This is a genomic window from Streptomyces alboniger, assembly GCF_008704395.1.
GTDB lineage: Bacteria > Actinomycetota > Actinomycetes > Streptomycetales > Streptomycetaceae > Streptomyces > Streptomyces alboniger.
Genome location: NZ_CP023695.1, coordinates 1,713,461 through 1,728,318, shown reverse-complemented (window position 1 = coordinate 1,728,318; position 14,858 = coordinate 1,713,461). Strand labels below are relative to the sequence as shown.

General features: G+C 68.0%; 14 protein-coding genes and 1 rRNA gene. 10 read left to right on the top strand and 5 right to left on the bottom strand.

All coding sequences use genetic code 11. The features are described 5' to 3' along the window. The first annotated feature begins 89 nt into the window (after positions 1 to 89). Positions 90 to 2,693, top strand: a complete 2,604-nt coding sequence (locus CP975_RS07495) for an ABC transporter ATP-binding protein/permease (protein WP_055533783.1) — start codon at positions 90 to 92, stop codon at positions 2,691 to 2,693. 108 nt (positions 2,694 to 2,801) lie between these two features. On the opposite strand, the gene CP975_RS07490 is transcribed toward CP975_RS07495, so the two are convergent. Next, entirely contained in the window at positions 2,802 to 3,494 is a 693-nt protein-coding gene (locus CP975_RS07490) for a DUF6033 family protein (protein WP_030789599.1), read from the bottom strand. A 422-nt stretch (positions 3,495 to 3,916) separates the two neighbouring features. Here CP975_RS07490 and CP975_RS07485 point away from each other — a divergent pair, with 422 nt between their 5' ends. The 4 genes from CP975_RS07485 to CP975_RS07470 all read left to right on the top strand — a co-directional run bounded on the left by CP975_RS07485 (position 3,917) and on the right by CP975_RS07470 (position 6,479). Further along, entirely contained in the window at positions 3,917 to 5,062 is a 1,146-nt protein-coding gene (locus tag CP975_RS07485; RefSeq protein ID WP_055533781.1) for a GAF domain-containing sensor histidine kinase, read from the top strand. Then, positions 5,055 to 5,720, top strand: coding sequence for a response regulator (locus CP975_RS07480; protein WP_281292819.1), 666 nt, complete (start codon positions 5,055 to 5,057; stop codon positions 5,718 to 5,720). Before CP975_RS07485 ends, CP975_RS07480 begins: the two co-directional genes overlap by 8 nt. 139 nt (positions 5,721 to 5,859) lie before the next feature. Next, positions 5,860 to 6,105 carry a chaplin gene (locus CP975_RS07475; protein ID WP_055533780.1) on the top strand — a complete coding sequence of 82 codons (246 nt, stop codon included), beginning with the start codon at positions 5,860 to 5,862 and terminating at the stop codon, positions 6,103 to 6,105. A gap of 125 nt (positions 6,106 to 6,230) precedes the next feature. Then, positions 6,231 to 6,479 carry a chaplin gene (locus tag CP975_RS07470; RefSeq protein ID WP_030789584.1) on the top strand — a complete coding sequence of 83 codons (249 nt, stop codon included), beginning with the start codon at positions 6,231 to 6,233 and terminating at the stop codon, positions 6,477 to 6,479. Between the two features lie 98 nt (positions 6,480 to 6,577). On the opposite strand, the gene CP975_RS07465 is transcribed toward CP975_RS07470, so the two are convergent. Beyond that, entirely contained in the window at positions 6,578 to 7,360 is a 783-nt protein-coding gene (locus CP975_RS07465) for a hypothetical protein (protein ID WP_070321264.1), read from the bottom strand. A 121-nt stretch (positions 7,361 to 7,481) separates the two neighbouring features. Here CP975_RS07465 and CP975_RS07460 point away from each other — a divergent pair, with 121 nt between their 5' ends. The 3 genes from CP975_RS07460 (at position 7,482) to CP975_RS07450 (ending at position 9,825) form a co-directional block, all read left to right on the top strand. Beyond that, complete coding sequence (locus tag CP975_RS07460) at positions 7,482 to 8,279, top strand: ABC transporter ATP-binding protein (protein ID WP_030789579.1); 798 nt, start codon at positions 7,482 to 7,484, stop codon at positions 8,277 to 8,279. 64 nt (positions 8,280 to 8,343) lie between these two features. Further along, positions 8,344 to 8,772: an NfeD family protein gene (locus CP975_RS07455; protein WP_030789575.1), complete on the top strand. Its 429-nt coding sequence runs from the start codon at positions 8,344 to 8,346 to the stop codon at positions 8,770 to 8,772. Between the two features lie 117 nt (positions 8,773 to 8,889). Further along, positions 8,890 to 9,825 (top strand): SPFH domain-containing protein, encoded by a 936-nt coding sequence (locus CP975_RS07450; protein WP_030789573.1) that lies wholly within the window; start codon positions 8,890 to 8,892, stop codon positions 9,823 to 9,825. An 18-nt stretch (positions 9,826 to 9,843) separates the two neighbouring features. Here the strand turns inward: CP975_RS07450 and CP975_RS07445 are convergent, their stop codons facing one another. From CP975_RS07445 to CP975_RS07435, 3 genes are all read right to left on the bottom strand, one after another. Next, positions 9,844 to 10,356 (bottom strand): HNH endonuclease, encoded by a 513-nt coding sequence (locus CP975_RS07445; RefSeq protein WP_055533779.1) that lies wholly within the window; start codon positions 10,354 to 10,356, stop codon positions 9,844 to 9,846. Between the two features lie 147 nt (positions 10,357 to 10,503). Next, positions 10,504 to 11,043: a YbhB/YbcL family Raf kinase inhibitor-like protein gene (locus CP975_RS07440; protein ID WP_055533778.1), complete on the bottom strand. Its 540-nt coding sequence runs from the start codon at positions 11,041 to 11,043 to the stop codon at positions 10,504 to 10,506. A gap of 42 nt (positions 11,044 to 11,085) precedes the next feature. Continuing rightward, positions 11,086 to 11,868, bottom strand: coding sequence for a sporulation protein (locus CP975_RS07435; protein ID WP_055533777.1), 783 nt, complete (start codon positions 11,866 to 11,868; stop codon positions 11,086 to 11,088). 163 nt (positions 11,869 to 12,031) lie between these two features. On the opposite strand from CP975_RS07435, the gene CP975_RS07430 reads away from it, so the two are divergent. Both CP975_RS07430 and CP975_RS07425 read left to right on the top strand, forming a co-directional pair. Further along, a complete protein-coding gene (locus CP975_RS07430; RefSeq protein WP_055533776.1) occupies positions 12,032 to 12,673 on the top strand; it encodes a DNA-3-methyladenine glycosylase in 642 nt (213 codons plus the stop codon). A 537-nt stretch (positions 12,674 to 13,210) separates the two neighbouring features. Then, positions 13,211 to 14,736: ribosomal RNA gene (locus tag CP975_RS07425) — 16S ribosomal RNA — on the top strand. The last annotated feature ends 122 nt before the right edge of the window (positions 14,737 to 14,858 follow it).

Genomic DNA, 14,858 nt, shown 5'->3' with positions numbered 1-14,858 from the left:
CTCCTCCTGAAATAGTTCCTCCCGATGTTCGACATCCCTAGACTCCCCACATGGGGGCTAGCTCGGGGGACAACTCAGTGGGGCATGGAGTGCCGGAACTCGTACTGGAATTGAATGGAAGGTCCTGGACGCTCGACGCGTCCAGGCCATACACCCTCGGACGTGATCCGCAGGGAGATATCGCGCTCGACGACGCCAGGGTCTCCTGGCGTCACGCCACGATCAGCTGGAGCGGGCGCAGTTGGGTCATTGAGGACCACGGCAGTACCAACGGCACCTTCGTGCAGGGCCAGCGGATCCATCAGATGGAGATCGGCCCGGGCTCGGCCGTGTACCTCGGCAACGCGACCGACGGTCCGCGGCTGAACCTGTCCGGGAGCGCCGCGGCCGCGGCGCAGCAGCACGCCCAGCACGCGCCCCAGCAGGCCGCGCCGCAGCAGGCGCACCAGCAGGAGGCTCCCGGCTGGGCCGCGCAGGCCGCCGGGCAGCAGCAGGCTCCGCCCCAGCAGCAGGCCCCGTACCAGCCACAGCAGCAGGGCTGGCAGCAACAGCAGCAGCCCCAGCAGCAGCACCAGCCGCCGCAGCGGCCCCATGTGCCGCAGCAGCAGGGTGGCCCTGCCGAGCAGTACGCGCAGAAGACCCCCGGTTCCGGCGGCGCCGCGGGGGCACCGCCGGTCTACGGCGACCGCAGCCCGACGACGTTCCACCAGCTCGCGCTCGGCCGCAAGATGCGCATCGGCCGCGCCCTGGAGAACGAGCTGGTCGTCTCCGACCTCCAGGTCTCGCGCCACCACGCCGAATTCACGGCGACGCCCGACGGCCGCTTCGAGATCCACGACCTCGGCTCACACAACGGCACGTACGTCAACGGCCAGCCGATCGCGAAGTCCTCGACGGTCCTGATCGGCCCGAACGACATCGTCGGCGTCGGCCACTCGACGTTCCGCCTCGTCGGCGGACAGCTCGAGGAGTTCGTCGACACCGGTGACGTCTCCTTCTCGGCCCGTCACCTCACGGTCACGGTCGACGGCGGCAAGCAGATCCTCAAGGACGTCTCCTTCGGCGTCCCGGAGAAGTCGCTGATCGCGGTCATCGGCCCCTCGGGTTCCGGAAAGTCCACCCTGCTCAAGGCGCTGACCGGCTACCGGCCCGCCAACCAGGGCGACGTCCTCTACGACAACCGCAACCTCTACAAGCAGTTCGCCGAGCTGCGCCAGCGCATCGGTCTGGTCCCGCAGGACGACATCCTGCACAAGGAGCTGACCGTCAAGAAGGCCCTGAAGTACGCGGCCAAGCTGCGCTTCCCGGCCGACACCACGGAGACCGAGCGCGACGCCCGCATAGGCGAGGTGCTGCGCGAGCTGAAGCTGGACATCCACAAGGAGAAGAAGGTCACCTCCCTCTCCGGTGGCCAGCGCAAGCGTGTGTCGGTCGCCCTGGAACTGCTGACCAAGCCGTCGCTGATCTTCCTGGACGAGCCGACCTCCGGCCTCGACCCGGGCATGGACCGCGACGTCATGCAGCTCCTGCGCGGCCTCGCCGACGACGGCCGTACGGTCCTCGTCGTCACGCACTCGGTCGCCGAGCTGGCGATCTGCGACAAGCTCCTGGTCATGGCGCCCGGCGGCTCGGTGGCGTACTTCGGTCCGCCGGAGGAGGCCCTCAACTTCTTCGGCTACAGCACCTGGGCCGACGTCTTCTCCGCCTTCGAGAACTACCGCGACTACGACTGGGCGGGCCGCTGGAAGGGCTCGCAGCACTACCAGATGTACGCCGCGGACATCGACGCCGTCGCCGCGCAGTCCGTACCGATGCCGCCCCCGCAGGCGGTCAGGCCGCCGAAACCGCAGGGCTGGGGCTCGCAGCTGTGGACCCTGATCCGCCGCTACACCTCGGTGATCGCCTCCGACAAGGGCTTCATGGGCCTGATGGTGATCCTGCCCGCGGTCCTCGGCATCGTCAGCGTCGTCATCCCGGCGGACTTCGGCCTCGCCGCACCGAAACCGCCGGCCAAGTTCAACGGCGACGCCGGCACGATCATGCTGATCCTCGCGGTCGGCATGTGCTTCTCGGGCGCGGCCAACTCCGTACGTGAGCTGATCAAGGAACGGGTCATCTACGAACGGGAACGGGCCACTGGCCTCTCCCGCTCGGCGTACCTGATGTCCAAGGTCATCGTCCTCGGCGTGATCACGGCCATCCAGGGCGTCATCATCTGCGGCATCGGCTTCGCCCCGCGCGAGCTGCCGGAAGAGGGCCTGATCATGCCCCCGGCCGTGGAGATCTGCCTGACGATCATCGCGCTCGGCTTCACGTCGATGATGTTCGGCCTGGTCATCTCCTCGCTGGTGAAGACCGCCGAGAAGACCATGCCGCTCCTGGTCATGTTCGCCATCGTCCAGGTCGTCTTCACCGGCGTCCTCTTCCAGGTCTACGGCTCGCCCGGCCTGGAGCAGTTCGCCTGGCTGATGCCGTCGCGCTGGGCCATCGCGGGCGCGGGCTCCACGCTCGACCTCGCGCACCTCATGCCGCCGTGGGACGCGAAGAACCCCACCGACCTGGACCCCCTCTGGGAGCACTCGGCCGGACAGTGGGGCATCAACATCACGATCCTGCTCGCGCTCGGCGTCATCTGCGGCTTCGCGGTCGCACGCCTGCTGCGCCGGCACGAGCCGGAGGTCATGCGCAAGTAAGCGCGCCATGACGTACGAGAAGGGCGGCACCCCGCGCGGGGTGCCGCCCTTCGGCGTCTGCGAACCTCGTCTTCGGCTGAAGAGGTCCAGTGATCAGGCGATCAAGGCTCAGTAGGCGCCGTTCACGTTGTCCATCGAGCCGTACCGGTCGGCGGCGTAGTTGGCCGCGGCCGTGATGTTGGCGACCGGGTCGTAGATGTTCGTGGACGTGCCCTCTACGTGGTACGCGTCGAACGTCGGCTTGATGACCTGGAGCAGGCCGATCGACGGGGTGCCGTTGATCGCGTTGATGTCCCAGCCGTTGATGGCGTTCGGGTTGCCCGAGGACTCACGCAGGATGTTGCGGTGCAGACCCTCGTAGGAACCGGGGATGCCCTTGGCCTTCATGATGTCCAGGGACTGGCGGATCCAGCCGTCGAGGTTGTTGGCGTAGACGGGCTTGCGGGCGGCGGCGCGGCTCGCCGTCTCCTTGGCCTTGCGCTCGTCCTCGGCCTTCTTCTTCGCGGCGGCCTCGTCGGCTGCCTTCTTGTCGGCGGCGGCCTTCGCGGCGGCGTCCTTGGCCTGCTTGTCGGCGTTCGACTGCTGCTTGGAGACGCCGGCGTGCACCGACTGCTGCGCGTCGGCGGAGACGGCGAAGGCGACGGGGGAGACGTCGGCGGCCTGGGTCGTGGCCTCGGAGCTGCCCGGCACGAGGGAGAAGGCGAGGGCGGCGGCGCCGAGGGTGGCGACTCCGGCGATCGAGAACTTCTGGGTCTTGGTCAGGTCGGCGCGACTATGACCAGGGGTGCTGTGCTGGGACATGCGGAACGGACCTCTTCGAATCAGCGGAGGTCGCTCTGGCCGGTGGGGGACAGTTGCTTACCCGGCACAAACGCCGCGGTGCGAGGACCGCGGCGCCGAGCGACGGGAGCAATTCTTAGCGGCAGCAAAATTCTGTGGCAAAGCAGTGACGTACGACCCCGCATAGTGGATCAGGGGGTGGGCGACCGACCCTTATGACCCCGCATCCCCGTCCCCATAAGGGTTTGCTTATCCACTAGGGACCTTCGTACGTGATGTTCGCCCTATGCGCGGGCTCACATCGGTCGCGTAACAGTCTCACCATGCGTTGCCCCAGCAATGCGCTCGGTGAGATCGGCCGCTGGGCCTAGGCCTCGCGGCCCATGGGTGGGCCTCCACAGGGCGGATACGCACTGTCACACCTCGCCGGTACGGTGTCGCCCATGAGTCAAGGACCCCGATCCGGCCTGGACGCGGTGAGCGCCGCGCTGCTCGCCATGAGCAGGCACCTGGAGGTGCGCGACGTCCTCAAGACGATCGTCGCCTCGGCCCGCGAGCTGCTCGACGCCGAGTACGCCGCGCTCGGGGTCCCCGACGACCACGGCGGATTCGCCCAGTTCGTCGTCGACGGCGTCAGCGAGGAGCAGTGGAAGGCCATCGGGCCCCTGCCCCGCCAGCACGGCATCCTCGCCGCGATGCTCCAGAAGTCCGAGCCCGAGCGCCTCGCGGACGTGCGTGAGGACCCCCGCTTCGAGGGCTGGCCCGACGCCCACCCGGACATGTCCGACTTCCTCGGCCTCCCGATCCGCTACGGCGACGAGACCCTCGGCGCGCTCTTCCTCGCCAACAAGACGTGCCCCAAGCCCGAGGGCGGCTGCGGCTTCACCGCGGACGACGAGGAACTGCTCGCCCTCCTCGCCCAGCACGCCGCGATCGCCCTCACCAACGCCCGCCTGTACGAGCGAAGCCGCGAGCTGACCATCGCCGAGGAGCGCTCGCGCCTCGCCCACGAGCTGCACGACGCCGTCAGCCAGAAGCTCTTCTCGCTGCGCCTGACGGCCCAGGCCGCCGCCGCCCTGGTGGATCGCGACCCCTCCCGCGCCAAGGGCGAGCTGCACCAGGTCGCCACGCTGGCGGCCGAGGCGGCGGACGAGCTGCGCGCGGCCGTCGTGGAGCTGCGCCCCGCGGCCCTGGACGAGGACGGCCTGGTGGCCACGTTGCGCACGCACACCCAGGTACTGCACCGCGCGCACTCCGCGCAGGTCACCTTCGAGAGCAACGGCGTACGAGCGCTGCCGGCCTCCCAGGAGGAGGCGATGCTGCGGGTCGCCCAGGAGGCCCTGCACAACGCCCTGCGCCACTCCGGAGCCGAGCGGGTCACCGTGCTCCTGGACAAGCGGGGCGCCGGAGCCGTCCTGCGCGTCATCGACGACGGCACGGGCTTCGACCCCAAGGCCATACGGCGCGCGGGGCGCCACCTGGGCCTGGTCTCCATGCGGGACCGGGCGAGCGGGGTCGGCGGACGGCTGACCGTGGAATCGGAGCCCGGCAAGGGCACCACGATCGAGATGGAGGTCCCCGGTGGCTGACGACGCCGCGCGCGACGCGAGGAGTGGGATCCGGGTGCTGCTGGTCGACGACCACCAGGTGGTCCGCCGCGGCCTGCGGACGTTTTTGGAGGTCCAGGACGACATCGAGGTCGTCGGCGAGGCGTCGGACGGCGCCGAGGGAGTCGCGCTCGCCGAGGAGCTGAGGCCGGACGTCGTCCTGATGGACGTCAAGATGCCCGGCATGGACGGCGTCGAGGCGCTGCGCAAGCTCCGCGAGCTGGCCAACCCCGCGCGCGTGCTCATCGTCACCAGCTTCACCGAGCAGCGCACGGTCGTCCCGGCCCTCCGCGCGGGCGCCGCGGGGTACGTCTACAAGGACGTCGACCCCGACGCCCTCGCCGGCGCCATCCGCTCGGTGCACGCGGGACACGTCCTGCTCCAGCCCGAGGTGGCGGGCGCGCTCCTCTCCCAGGAGGAGGCGCATGGCGGCCAGGGCAGGGGCGGCACGCTGACCGAGCGCGAGCGGGAGGTCCTCGGCCTCATCGCCGACGGCCGTTCCAACCGCGAGATCGCCCGCGCTCTCGTCCTCTCCGAGAAGACCGTCAAGACACACGTCTCGAACATCCTGATGAAGCTGGACCTGGCCGACCGCACCCAGGCCGCGCTCTGGGCCGTACGCCATGGCGTGACCGGCTGAGAACGGACCGTCCTGTTCCGGTGTGAGATTCATACCGTCGTGTGAGTGTCACCCGGATGGCGCATCCTCCGCGCCGCCGCGGCGTTCTCCAGTGCGTGCTGCGACGGCTGGTCGCAGCGATCGCTAGGAGGGTCCAGAAGTGAAGAACCTGAAGAAGGCCGCTGCCGTCACGATGGTGGCCGGTGGTCTGGTCGCGGCCGGCGCCGGTATGGCCTCCGCCCACGGCGGCGCGCACGCCGGCGGCGTCGCCAAGAACTCCCCGGGCGTCGTCTCCGGCAACCTGGTTCAGGCCCCGATCCACGTCCCGGTGAACGCGTGCGGCAACAGCGTCTCGGTCGTCGGCGTCCTGAACCCGACCTTCGGGAACGTCTGCAAGAACCTCTGATCGCACCCGCGCGATCCACCGGCCGCGCCCGCGCGGCCGGTCCCCGTTCTCCGCGACTGCCACCGCGCCGCACGCCCCTGACCCCGCAGCCGGGGTCGCCCATGTCAGCAAGAGGAGCACTCCCCATGAACAGCATCGCCAAGAAGGCCGCCCTGGCCGCCGTCACCGCCGGTCTCGCCGCGGCTGCCTCCGCCGGTGCCGCGTCCGCCACCTCGGACGCCCAGGCCCAGGGCACCGCCGCGAACTCGCCGGGCGTCGGCTCGGGCAACCTCGTGCAGGCCCCGATCCACATCCCCGTCAACGCCACGGGCAACAGCGTCGACGTGATCGGCGTACTCAACCCCGCGTTCGGCAACGCCTCGGTGAACCGCTGACACACCGCCCTCCCGGGCACACCGCCCCTCCCGGGCACAGAAGGCCCCGCGGACCAACCGGCCCGCGGGGCCTTCCCCGTGCCCGGTTCCGGACCCCGTCAGTGCCGCTCCCGCTCCTCCACGTACGCGTTGTAGGCGGCCACCTGCGCCCGCCTGGCCGTCCGCTCCACCGGCCGCAGCGCCAGCCCCCGCGCGGCCATCTCCGAGGCGCTCACCGCGCCGCCGTGACCGTTCTCGTACGCCAGGGAGATCAGCAGGCCCACCCGCTGCGCCAGCTCCAACACCCGTACCGCACGCGGCGGATACCCGGGAGCCAGCACCTCGCGGCCCGCCTCCGCACGCGCCCGGTACGCCTCCAGCGCGGCCTCCGCGACAGGCCCCGACCCCGCGACGTCCAGCCGGGAAAGCACCTGCGTCGCCTCCCGCAGTGCCTCCGCCAGCTCGCGCTCCGCCTCACCGAGCGAGGGCACGTCGGCGGGCGGCGCCTCACGGACGGCCAGACACTGCCAGCGGACCTCCACGTGTACGTCGCCCTCGGGCCCCGCCTCGTACACCTCGGGAACGAGCCCGTACGGGGCGCCGAACGCGACGACCGCCTCCTCCGCCTCCAGGGCGCGCGCGTTGAACTCGGGCGGACCGCTCAGCCCGAGCGGGTGTCCCGGCGCGGGCAGCGCAACCCGCAGACCCCGCACCCCGAGCGCCCGCAGGCGGCCCATCGCGAGGGTCAGACCGACCGGGCCCGACTCGCCGGGAAGTCCTTCGACCCGGTGCACCGCGTCCTCGCCGACCATGGCGAGCACCGCGTCATCCGGAGAAACAAGTCCGGCCAAAAGGGCATTTCCCCATGCGGCCAGGCGTCCTGAGCGTGGTTCCGAGAGCATGCACACAGCCTAAGGACCGGGCTCACGACAGGAACGCCCGGCCGGTGGCGTAGGTTTTATCCGGGGGCCGCGTCCACAGGCGCGAGCGACGACCGAGACTGCAATGGGAGACAGCGCGCTCATGAGCGATGTACTGGAGCTTGAGGACGTATCTGTGGTCCGCGAGGGCCGGGCTCTGGTGGACCAGGTCTCCTGGTCGGTCAAGGAGGGGGAGCGCTGGGTCATCCTCGGACCGAACGGCGCGGGCAAGACCACCCTCCTCAACGTCGCGTCCAGCTACCTCTTCCCGAGCACCGGAACCGCCACCATCCTCGGCGAGACCCTCGGCAAGCCCGGCACCGACGTCTTCGAGCTGCGCCCGCGCATCGGCGTCGCCGGCATCGCGATGGCGGACAAGCTGCCCAAGCGCCAGACCGTGCTCCAGACGGTGCTCACCGCCGCGTACGGCATGACCGCCGGCTGGCACGAGAACTACGAGGACGTGGACGAGCAGCGCGCCCGCGCCTTCCTCGACCGCCTCGGCATGAGCGACTACCTCGACCGCAGGTTCGGCACCCTCTCCGAGGGCGAGCGCAAGCGCACCCTGATCGCCCGCGCCCTGATGACCGACCCCGAGCTGCTGCTCCTCGACGAGCCCGCCGCGGGCCTCGACCTCGGCGGCCGCGAAGACCTCGTACGCCGCCTCGGCCGCCTCGCCCGCGACCCCATCGCCCCCTCGATGATCATGGTCACGCACCACGTCGAGGAGATCGCCCCCGGCTTCACGCACGTCCTGATGATCCGTCAGGGCAAGATCCTCGCCGCGGGCCCGCTGGAGCTGGAACTCACCTCCCGCAACCTCTCCCTCTGCTTCGGCCTCCCGCTCGTCGTCGAGCAACGGAACGACCGCTGGACCGCGACGGGCCTGCCCCTCTCCTGAGGGGCGCACCCCCGGACTGATCGCGCCCTGTCCCGGAAGGGACCCCCGGTCCTACGATGACCGCGTGGACATCGACGCATGGGTGTGGTGGCTGATCGGCGCCGCCGCACTCGGAATCCCGCTCGTACTGACCGCCATGCCCGAGCTCGGCATGCTCGCCGTGGGCGCCGTCGCGGCCGCCGTCACCGCAGGTCTCGGCGGTGACACGGTTGTTCAGGTCGTCGTCTTCGCCGCGGTCTCGGTCGCGCTCATCGCCGTCGTACGCCCCATCGCGAACCGGCACCGGTCCCAGCGGCCCGAACTGGCCACCGGAATCGACGCGTTGAAGGGCAGGTCGGCCGTCGTCCTCGAACGGGTCGACGCCTCCGGCGGCCGCATCAAACTGGCGGGGGAGACCTGGTCGGCGCGCGCGCTCGACCCGGACCGCGCCTACGAGGCGGGCCAGGAGGTGGACGTCGTCGAGATCGACGGAGCGACGGCCATCGTCCTGTGAATGCCCCACGGGCCGTGCGGCGGTCTGACAGACTCGACCAGCAAGATCCTTGAGATCCCGCAGATCGTCGAGATCCCGCGGACAAACGCCGAGGCATGAAGGGTACGGGGAGCCACGATGGAACCGATCATCATCGTCCTGATCATTCTGGTGGTGCTGGTATTCATCGCCCTGATCAAGACCATCCAGGTCATCCCGCAGGCCAGCGCCGCCATCGTCGAGCGCTTCGGCCGCTACACCCGCACGCTGAACGCGGGACTCAACATCGTCGTCCCGTTCATCGACTCGATCCGCAACCGCATCGACCTCCGTGAACAGGTCGTCCCCTTCCCGCCCCAGCCGGTGATCACCCAGGACAACCTGGTGGTCAACATCGACACGGTCATCTACTACCAGGTGACCGACGCCAGGGCCGCGACGTACGAGGTCGCCAGCTACATCCAGGCGATCGAGCAGCTCACCGTCACCACCCTGCGCAACATCATCGGCGGCATGGACCTGGAGCGGACCCTGACCTCCCGCGAGGAGATCAACGCCGCCCTGCGGGGCGTCCTCGACGAGGCCACCGGCAAGTGGGGCATCCGCGTCAACCGCGTCGAGCTCAAGGCGATCGAGCCGCCGACCTCCATCCAGGACTCGATGGAGAAGCAGATGCGCGCCGACCGCGACAAGCGCGCCGCGATCCTCCAGGCCGAAGGTGTACGGCAGTCGGAGATCCTCCGCGCCGAGGGCGAGAAGCAGTCCGCGATCCTGCGCGCCGAAGGTGAGGCCAAGGCAGCGGCCCTGCGCGCCGAGGGAGAGGCCCAGGCGATCCGTACGGTCTTCGAGTCCATCCACGCCGGTGACCCGGACCAGAAGCTCCTCTCCTACCAGTACCTCCAGATGCTCCCGAAGATCGCCGAGGGCGACGCGAACAAGCTCTGGATCGTGCCCAGCGAAATCGGCGACGCCCTCAAGGGCCTCGGCGGCGCACTCGGCAACTTCGGCCCCCTGGGCGGAGGTTCCGTCCCCGCGCAGGGCAAGGAGCGTCGCGAGCAGCCGCCGATCGACTGACGCGCCGCCGAAGGGGCCCTACGCCGCGGGCACGGGCTGAGCCAGCCACTCCGGCAGGGAGGCCAGTTCCTCCCGCCCCAGTGACAAGAGCATCGCGCCCGCGGGAGTCGGCTCGAACGGCTGCCGCAACAACGGCATCCCCGCCTCCTCCGGAGTCCGGTTCGCCTTGCGGTGGTTGTCCATCGCGCAGGAAGCCACCGTGTTCAGCCAGGAGTCGGCGCCGCCCTGAGACCGCGGCACCACGTGGTCCACCGTCGTCGCGCGCCTGCCGCAGTACGCGCACCGGTGCTGGTCCCGTACCAGGACGCCCCGCCTCGACCACGGAGCCTGTCTTCGGAACGGCACCCGGACGTATCTACAGAGCCTGATCACCCGCGGCACCGGCATCTCGACCGCCGCCGCGCGCACACGGAGTCCGGGGTGGGCCTGCTCGACCACGGCCTTGTCCTGGAGCACCAGAACGACGGCTCGGTTGAGCGTCACCGTAGAGAGCGGCTCGAAGCTCGCGTTCAGTACCAGCGTGTCCCGCATCAACCTGCCCACCTCCCGTATGCACCGGCCCACCGCCTGGCGGGCTGGATCAACTCTGGCCGGGCACGCCGAGATGGACAACGCAATAAAAAATGCCCGCCTCTGATCACTTCCATGACCAGAGGCGGGCAAACAATCGGTGAACGCTCAGTTCTCGGCGGGAGCGCCGTACTCGGCGATGACCTGCGCACGCGCGAGCGTGTGGAACCGGAGGTTGAAGCCCACGAACGCGGGTGAGGCGTCCGAGTCCGGCCCCAGCCGCTCCTGGTCCACCGCGTACACGGTGAACACATAGCGGTGCGCCGGGTCGCCGGGCGGCGGCGCGGCCCCTCCGAAGTCCTTCGTCCCGAAGTCGTTGCGCACCTGCACCGCGCCCTCGGGCAGCCCTTCGGACTTGCCGCTGCCCGCACCGGCCGGCAGCTCGGTGACGGAGGCCGGGATGTCGAAGACGGTCCAGTGCCAGAACCCGCTGCCCGTAGGGGCATCCGGGTCGAAACACGTCACGGCGAAGCTCTTGGTCTCCGGCGGGAAGCCCTCCCACCGCAGCTGCGGCGAGGTGTTCCCGGCCGCGTAGACCTGAGCGTCGGCCAGGACCGCCCCCGGCTCGACGTCCTCACTCACGACCGTGAACGACGGCACGGGCGGGTGGAAGTCATGGGGAAGCGGCGGCCTCTTCAACTCGGTCACGTGAGCACCTCCTGGTTGATTGCTGTGCGTCCGACCTCGACCCTAGAACCAGTTGCGCTTGCTGCCGACCTGGGACAGCCACTCGTTCAGGTACGCGGGCCAGTCCGTGCCCTGGAAGTCGTTCAGCCCCACCTTGAAGGACCGGAACGAGTCACTGCTCTCGCTGAACAGGCCCGGCTTCTTGTCCATCTCCAGGACGACGTCCATCTCGCGGTCGTCCGCGACGAAGCTCAACTCGACCTGGTTCAGACCGCGGTACTGCTGGGGCGGGTAGAACTCGATCTCCTGGTAGAACGGCAGCTTCTGCCGCGTGCCGCGGATGTGACCGCGCTCCATGTCGGCGCTCTTGAAGCGGAAGCCCAACTGGATGAAGGCGTCCAGGATGGCCTGCTGCGCCGGCAGCGGGTGCACGTTGATCGGGTCCAGGTCACCGGAGTCCACGGCGCGCGCGATCTCCAGCTCGGTGGTCACCCCGATGTTCATGCCGCGCAACTGCTGCCCGTCGATGCTGGTGACCGGCGTCTCCCAGGGGATCTCCAGGCCGAACGGCACGGCGTGCACCTCGCCCGCCAGGAGCGTGAAGGCACCGCCGAGGCGCACCTTGGTGAACTCGATGTCCTGCTTGGTCTCCTGGTCGTTGCCCTCGACCTCGACCCGGGCCTGAAGACCGACGGACAGCGCCTCGATCTGCTGGTCCACCGAGCCGCCCTGGATCCGTACCTCACCCTGGACGACACCGCCGGGAACCACGTTGACCTCGGTCAGCACGGTCTCGACCGAGGCACCGCCGGCCCCCAGACTCGCGAGCAGCTTCTTGAACCCCATGACACTCCACTCCCCAGGCCGCCGCCTGTGGCTCGTCTCGACTTGAATCCTTGATCGGTACAAACGCGAGGGGACCCCGCCCGGTTCCGCGTCCCCGCCCTGACAACCGAGCACCCCGAAGGGCATCCGTATAAACGGCCCGGGTGTACTACGCTCGTAAGGCATGATCTTGGCCCCTGACCGTACGCCCCTGACCCGAGACTTCTTCGACCGCCCCGTCCTGGAAGTCGCCCCCGACCTCCTCGGCCGCGTCCTCGTACGCGACTCGGACGACGGACCGATCGAAGTCCGCCTGACAGAGGTGGAGGCGTACGCGGGTGAAGCCGACCCCGGCTCCCACGCGTACCGCGGCCGCACGCCCCGCAACGACGTGATGTTCGGCCCGCCCGGACACATGTACGTCTACTTCACCTACGGCATGTGGCACTGCATGAACCTCGTGACCGGCCCCGAGGGCGAGGCGAGCGCCGTCCTGTTGCGGGCGGGCGAGATCACGGTGGGCGCCGAGCTGGCCCGGACGCGTCGACTCTCGGCCCGTAATGACAAGGAACTGGCCAAAGGCCCGGCCCGTCTGGCCACGGCCCTTGCCGTGGACCGGAGCCTCGACGGCGCGGACCTCTGCGGAGACCCGGCCAGCCCCTTCAGGCTCCTGGCGGGAACGCCTGTCGAGGCCGACCAGGTCAGCGAGGGTCCCCGCACCGGCGTAGGAGGGGAGGGCTCCGTCCACCCCTGGCGCTTCTGGACGGCCAACGACCCTACGGTCAGCCCCTATCGGGCCCATGTGCCCCGTCGCCGCCGAACTTGACGCGGCCTGGGGGCCTCCGTAATGTAGTCCGAGCCGCTTGAACCGGTCACGGCAATCTGCCGGGAGCTGGAAGCGGCCAACCACTACCTACGACTTCCCCTCGGCGGGGGCTTATTTCGCATGCTTGCATGCCGAAATTCGAACCCGCAGAACTCGATTATGAGTTGCGGAGGGAATCCGCTAAAGTAGTGAACACGCCGAAAGGCAAAGGCCCTCCAACGGCCACCGGAAATGAAATCCGAACCGGAAACGGAACGGAAAACGGATCTGGTAAGGTTGGAAACGCGAAATACCGAAGGGAAGCGCCCGGAGGAAAGCCCCAGAGAATGTTCTGCGGGTGAGTACAAAGGAAGCGTCCGTTCCTTGAGAACTCAACAGCGTGCCAAAAGTCAACGCCAGATATGTTGATAACCCCGTCTCCAGCATCAGCTGGGACGCGGTTCCTTTGAAGAAACACAGCGAGGACGCTGTGAACGGACGGGATTATTCCTCCCGACCGTTCCGCTCTCGTGGTGTCATCCCGATTACGGGAGAACATTCACGGAGAGTTTGATCCTGGCTCAGGACGAACGCTGGCGGCGTGCTTAACACATGCAAGTCGAACGATGAAGCCCTTCGGGGTGGATTAGTGGCGAACGGGTGAGTAACACGTGGGCAATCTGCCCTTCACTCTGGGACAAGCCCTGGAAACGGGGTCTAATACCGGATAACACCTCCACTCTCCTGGGTGGAGGTTAAAAGCTCCGGCGGTGAAGGATGAGCCCGCGGCCTATCAGCTTGTTGGTGAGGTAATGGCTCACCAAGGCGACGACGGGTAGCCGGCCTGAGAGGGCGACCGGCCACACTGGGACTGAGACACGGCCCAGACTCCTACGGGAGGCAGCAGTGGGGAATATTGCACAATGGGCGAAAGCCTGATGCAGCGACGCCGCGTGAGGGATGACGGCCTTCGGGTTGTAAACCTCTTTCAGCAGGGAAGAAGCGAAAGTGACGGTACCTGCAGAAGAAGCGCCGGCTAACTACGTGCCAGCAGCCGCGGTAATACGTAGGGCGCAAGCGTTGTCCGGAATTATTGGGCGTAAAGAGCTCGTAGGCGGCTTGTCACGTCGGGTGTGAAAGCCCGGGGCTTAACCCCGGGTCTGCATTCGATACGGGCTAGCTAGAGTGTGGTAGGGGAGATCGGAATTCCTGGTGTAGCGGTGAAATGCGCAGATATCAGGAGGAACACCGGTGGCGAAGGCGGATCTCTGGGCCATTACTGACGCTGAGGAGCGAAAGCGTGGGGAGCGAACAGGATTAGATACCCTGGTAGTCCACGCCGTAAACGGTGGGAACTAGGTGTTGGCGACATTCCACGTCGTCGGTGCCGCAGCTAACGCATTAAGTTCCCCGCCTGGGGAGTACGGCCGCAAGGCTAAAACTCAAAGGAATTGACGGGGGCCCGCACAAGCAGCGGAGCATGTGGCTTAATTCGACGCAACGCGAAGAACCTTACCAAGGCTTGACATACACCGGAAAGCATCAGAGATGGTGCCCCCCTTGTGGTCGGTGTACAGGTGGTGCATGGCTGTCGTCAGCTCGTGTCGTGAGATGTTGGGTTAAGTCCCGCAACGAGCGCAACCCTTGTTCTGTGTTGCCAGCATGCCCTTCGGGGTGATGGGGACTCACAGAAGACCGCCGGGGTCAACTCGGAGGAAGGTGGGGACGACGTCAAGTCATCATGCCCCTTATGTCTTGGGCTGCACACGTGCTACAATGGCAGGTACAATGAGCTGCGATACCGTGAGGTGGAGCGAATCTCAAAAAGCCTGTCTCAGTTCGGATTGGGGTCTGCAACTCGACCCCATGAAGTCGGAGTTGCTAGTAATCGCAGATCAGCATTGCTGCGGTGAATACGTTCCCGGGCCTTGTACACACCGCCCGTCACGTCACGAAAGTCGGTAACACCCGAAGCCGGTGGCCCAACCCCTTGTGGGAGGGAGCTGTCGAAGGTGGGACTGGCGATTGGGACGAAGTCGTAACAAGGTAGCCGTACCGGAAGGTGCGGCTGGATCACCTCCTTTCTAAGGAGCACTTCTAAGCCAAGCTTGCTTGGTTCAGAGGCCACTACGTCGGCAAACGATCGACGGTGGTTGCTCATGGGTGGAACGTTGACTACTCGGCCTGGTTCACGGGTCGGAGGCTG

Coding starts and splice junctions, on each gene's coding strand:
- CP975_RS07490 (WP_030789599.1), bottom strand. CDS start 3,494: ATGTCCCAGCACAGCACCCCTGGTCATAGTCGCGCCGACCTGACCAAG.
- CP975_RS07485 (WP_055533781.1), top strand. CDS start 3,917: ATGAGTCAAGGACCCCGATCCGGCCTGGACGCGGTGAGCGCCGCGCTG.
- CP975_RS07470 (WP_030789584.1), top strand. CDS start 6,231: ATGAACAGCATCGCCAAGAAGGCCGCCCTGGCCGCCGTCACCGCCGGT.
- CP975_RS07465 (WP_070321264.1), bottom strand. CDS start 7,360: ATGCTCTCGGAACCACGCTCAGGACGCCTGGCCGCATGGGGAAATGCC.
- CP975_RS07460 (WP_030789579.1), top strand. CDS start 7,482: ATGAGCGATGTACTGGAGCTTGAGGACGTATCTGTGGTCCGCGAGGGC.
- CP975_RS07450 (WP_030789573.1), top strand. CDS start 8,890: ATGGAACCGATCATCATCGTCCTGATCATTCTGGTGGTGCTGGTATTC.
- CP975_RS07445 (WP_055533779.1), bottom strand. CDS start 10,356: ATGCGGGACACGCTGGTACTGAACGCGAGCTTCGAGCCGCTCTCTACG.
- CP975_RS07435 (WP_055533777.1), bottom strand. CDS start 11,868: ATGGGGTTCAAGAAGCTGCTCGCGAGTCTGGGGGCCGGCGGTGCCTCG.
- CP975_RS07430 (WP_055533776.1), top strand. CDS start 12,032: ATGATCTTGGCCCCTGACCGTACGCCCCTGACCCGAGACTTCTTCGAC.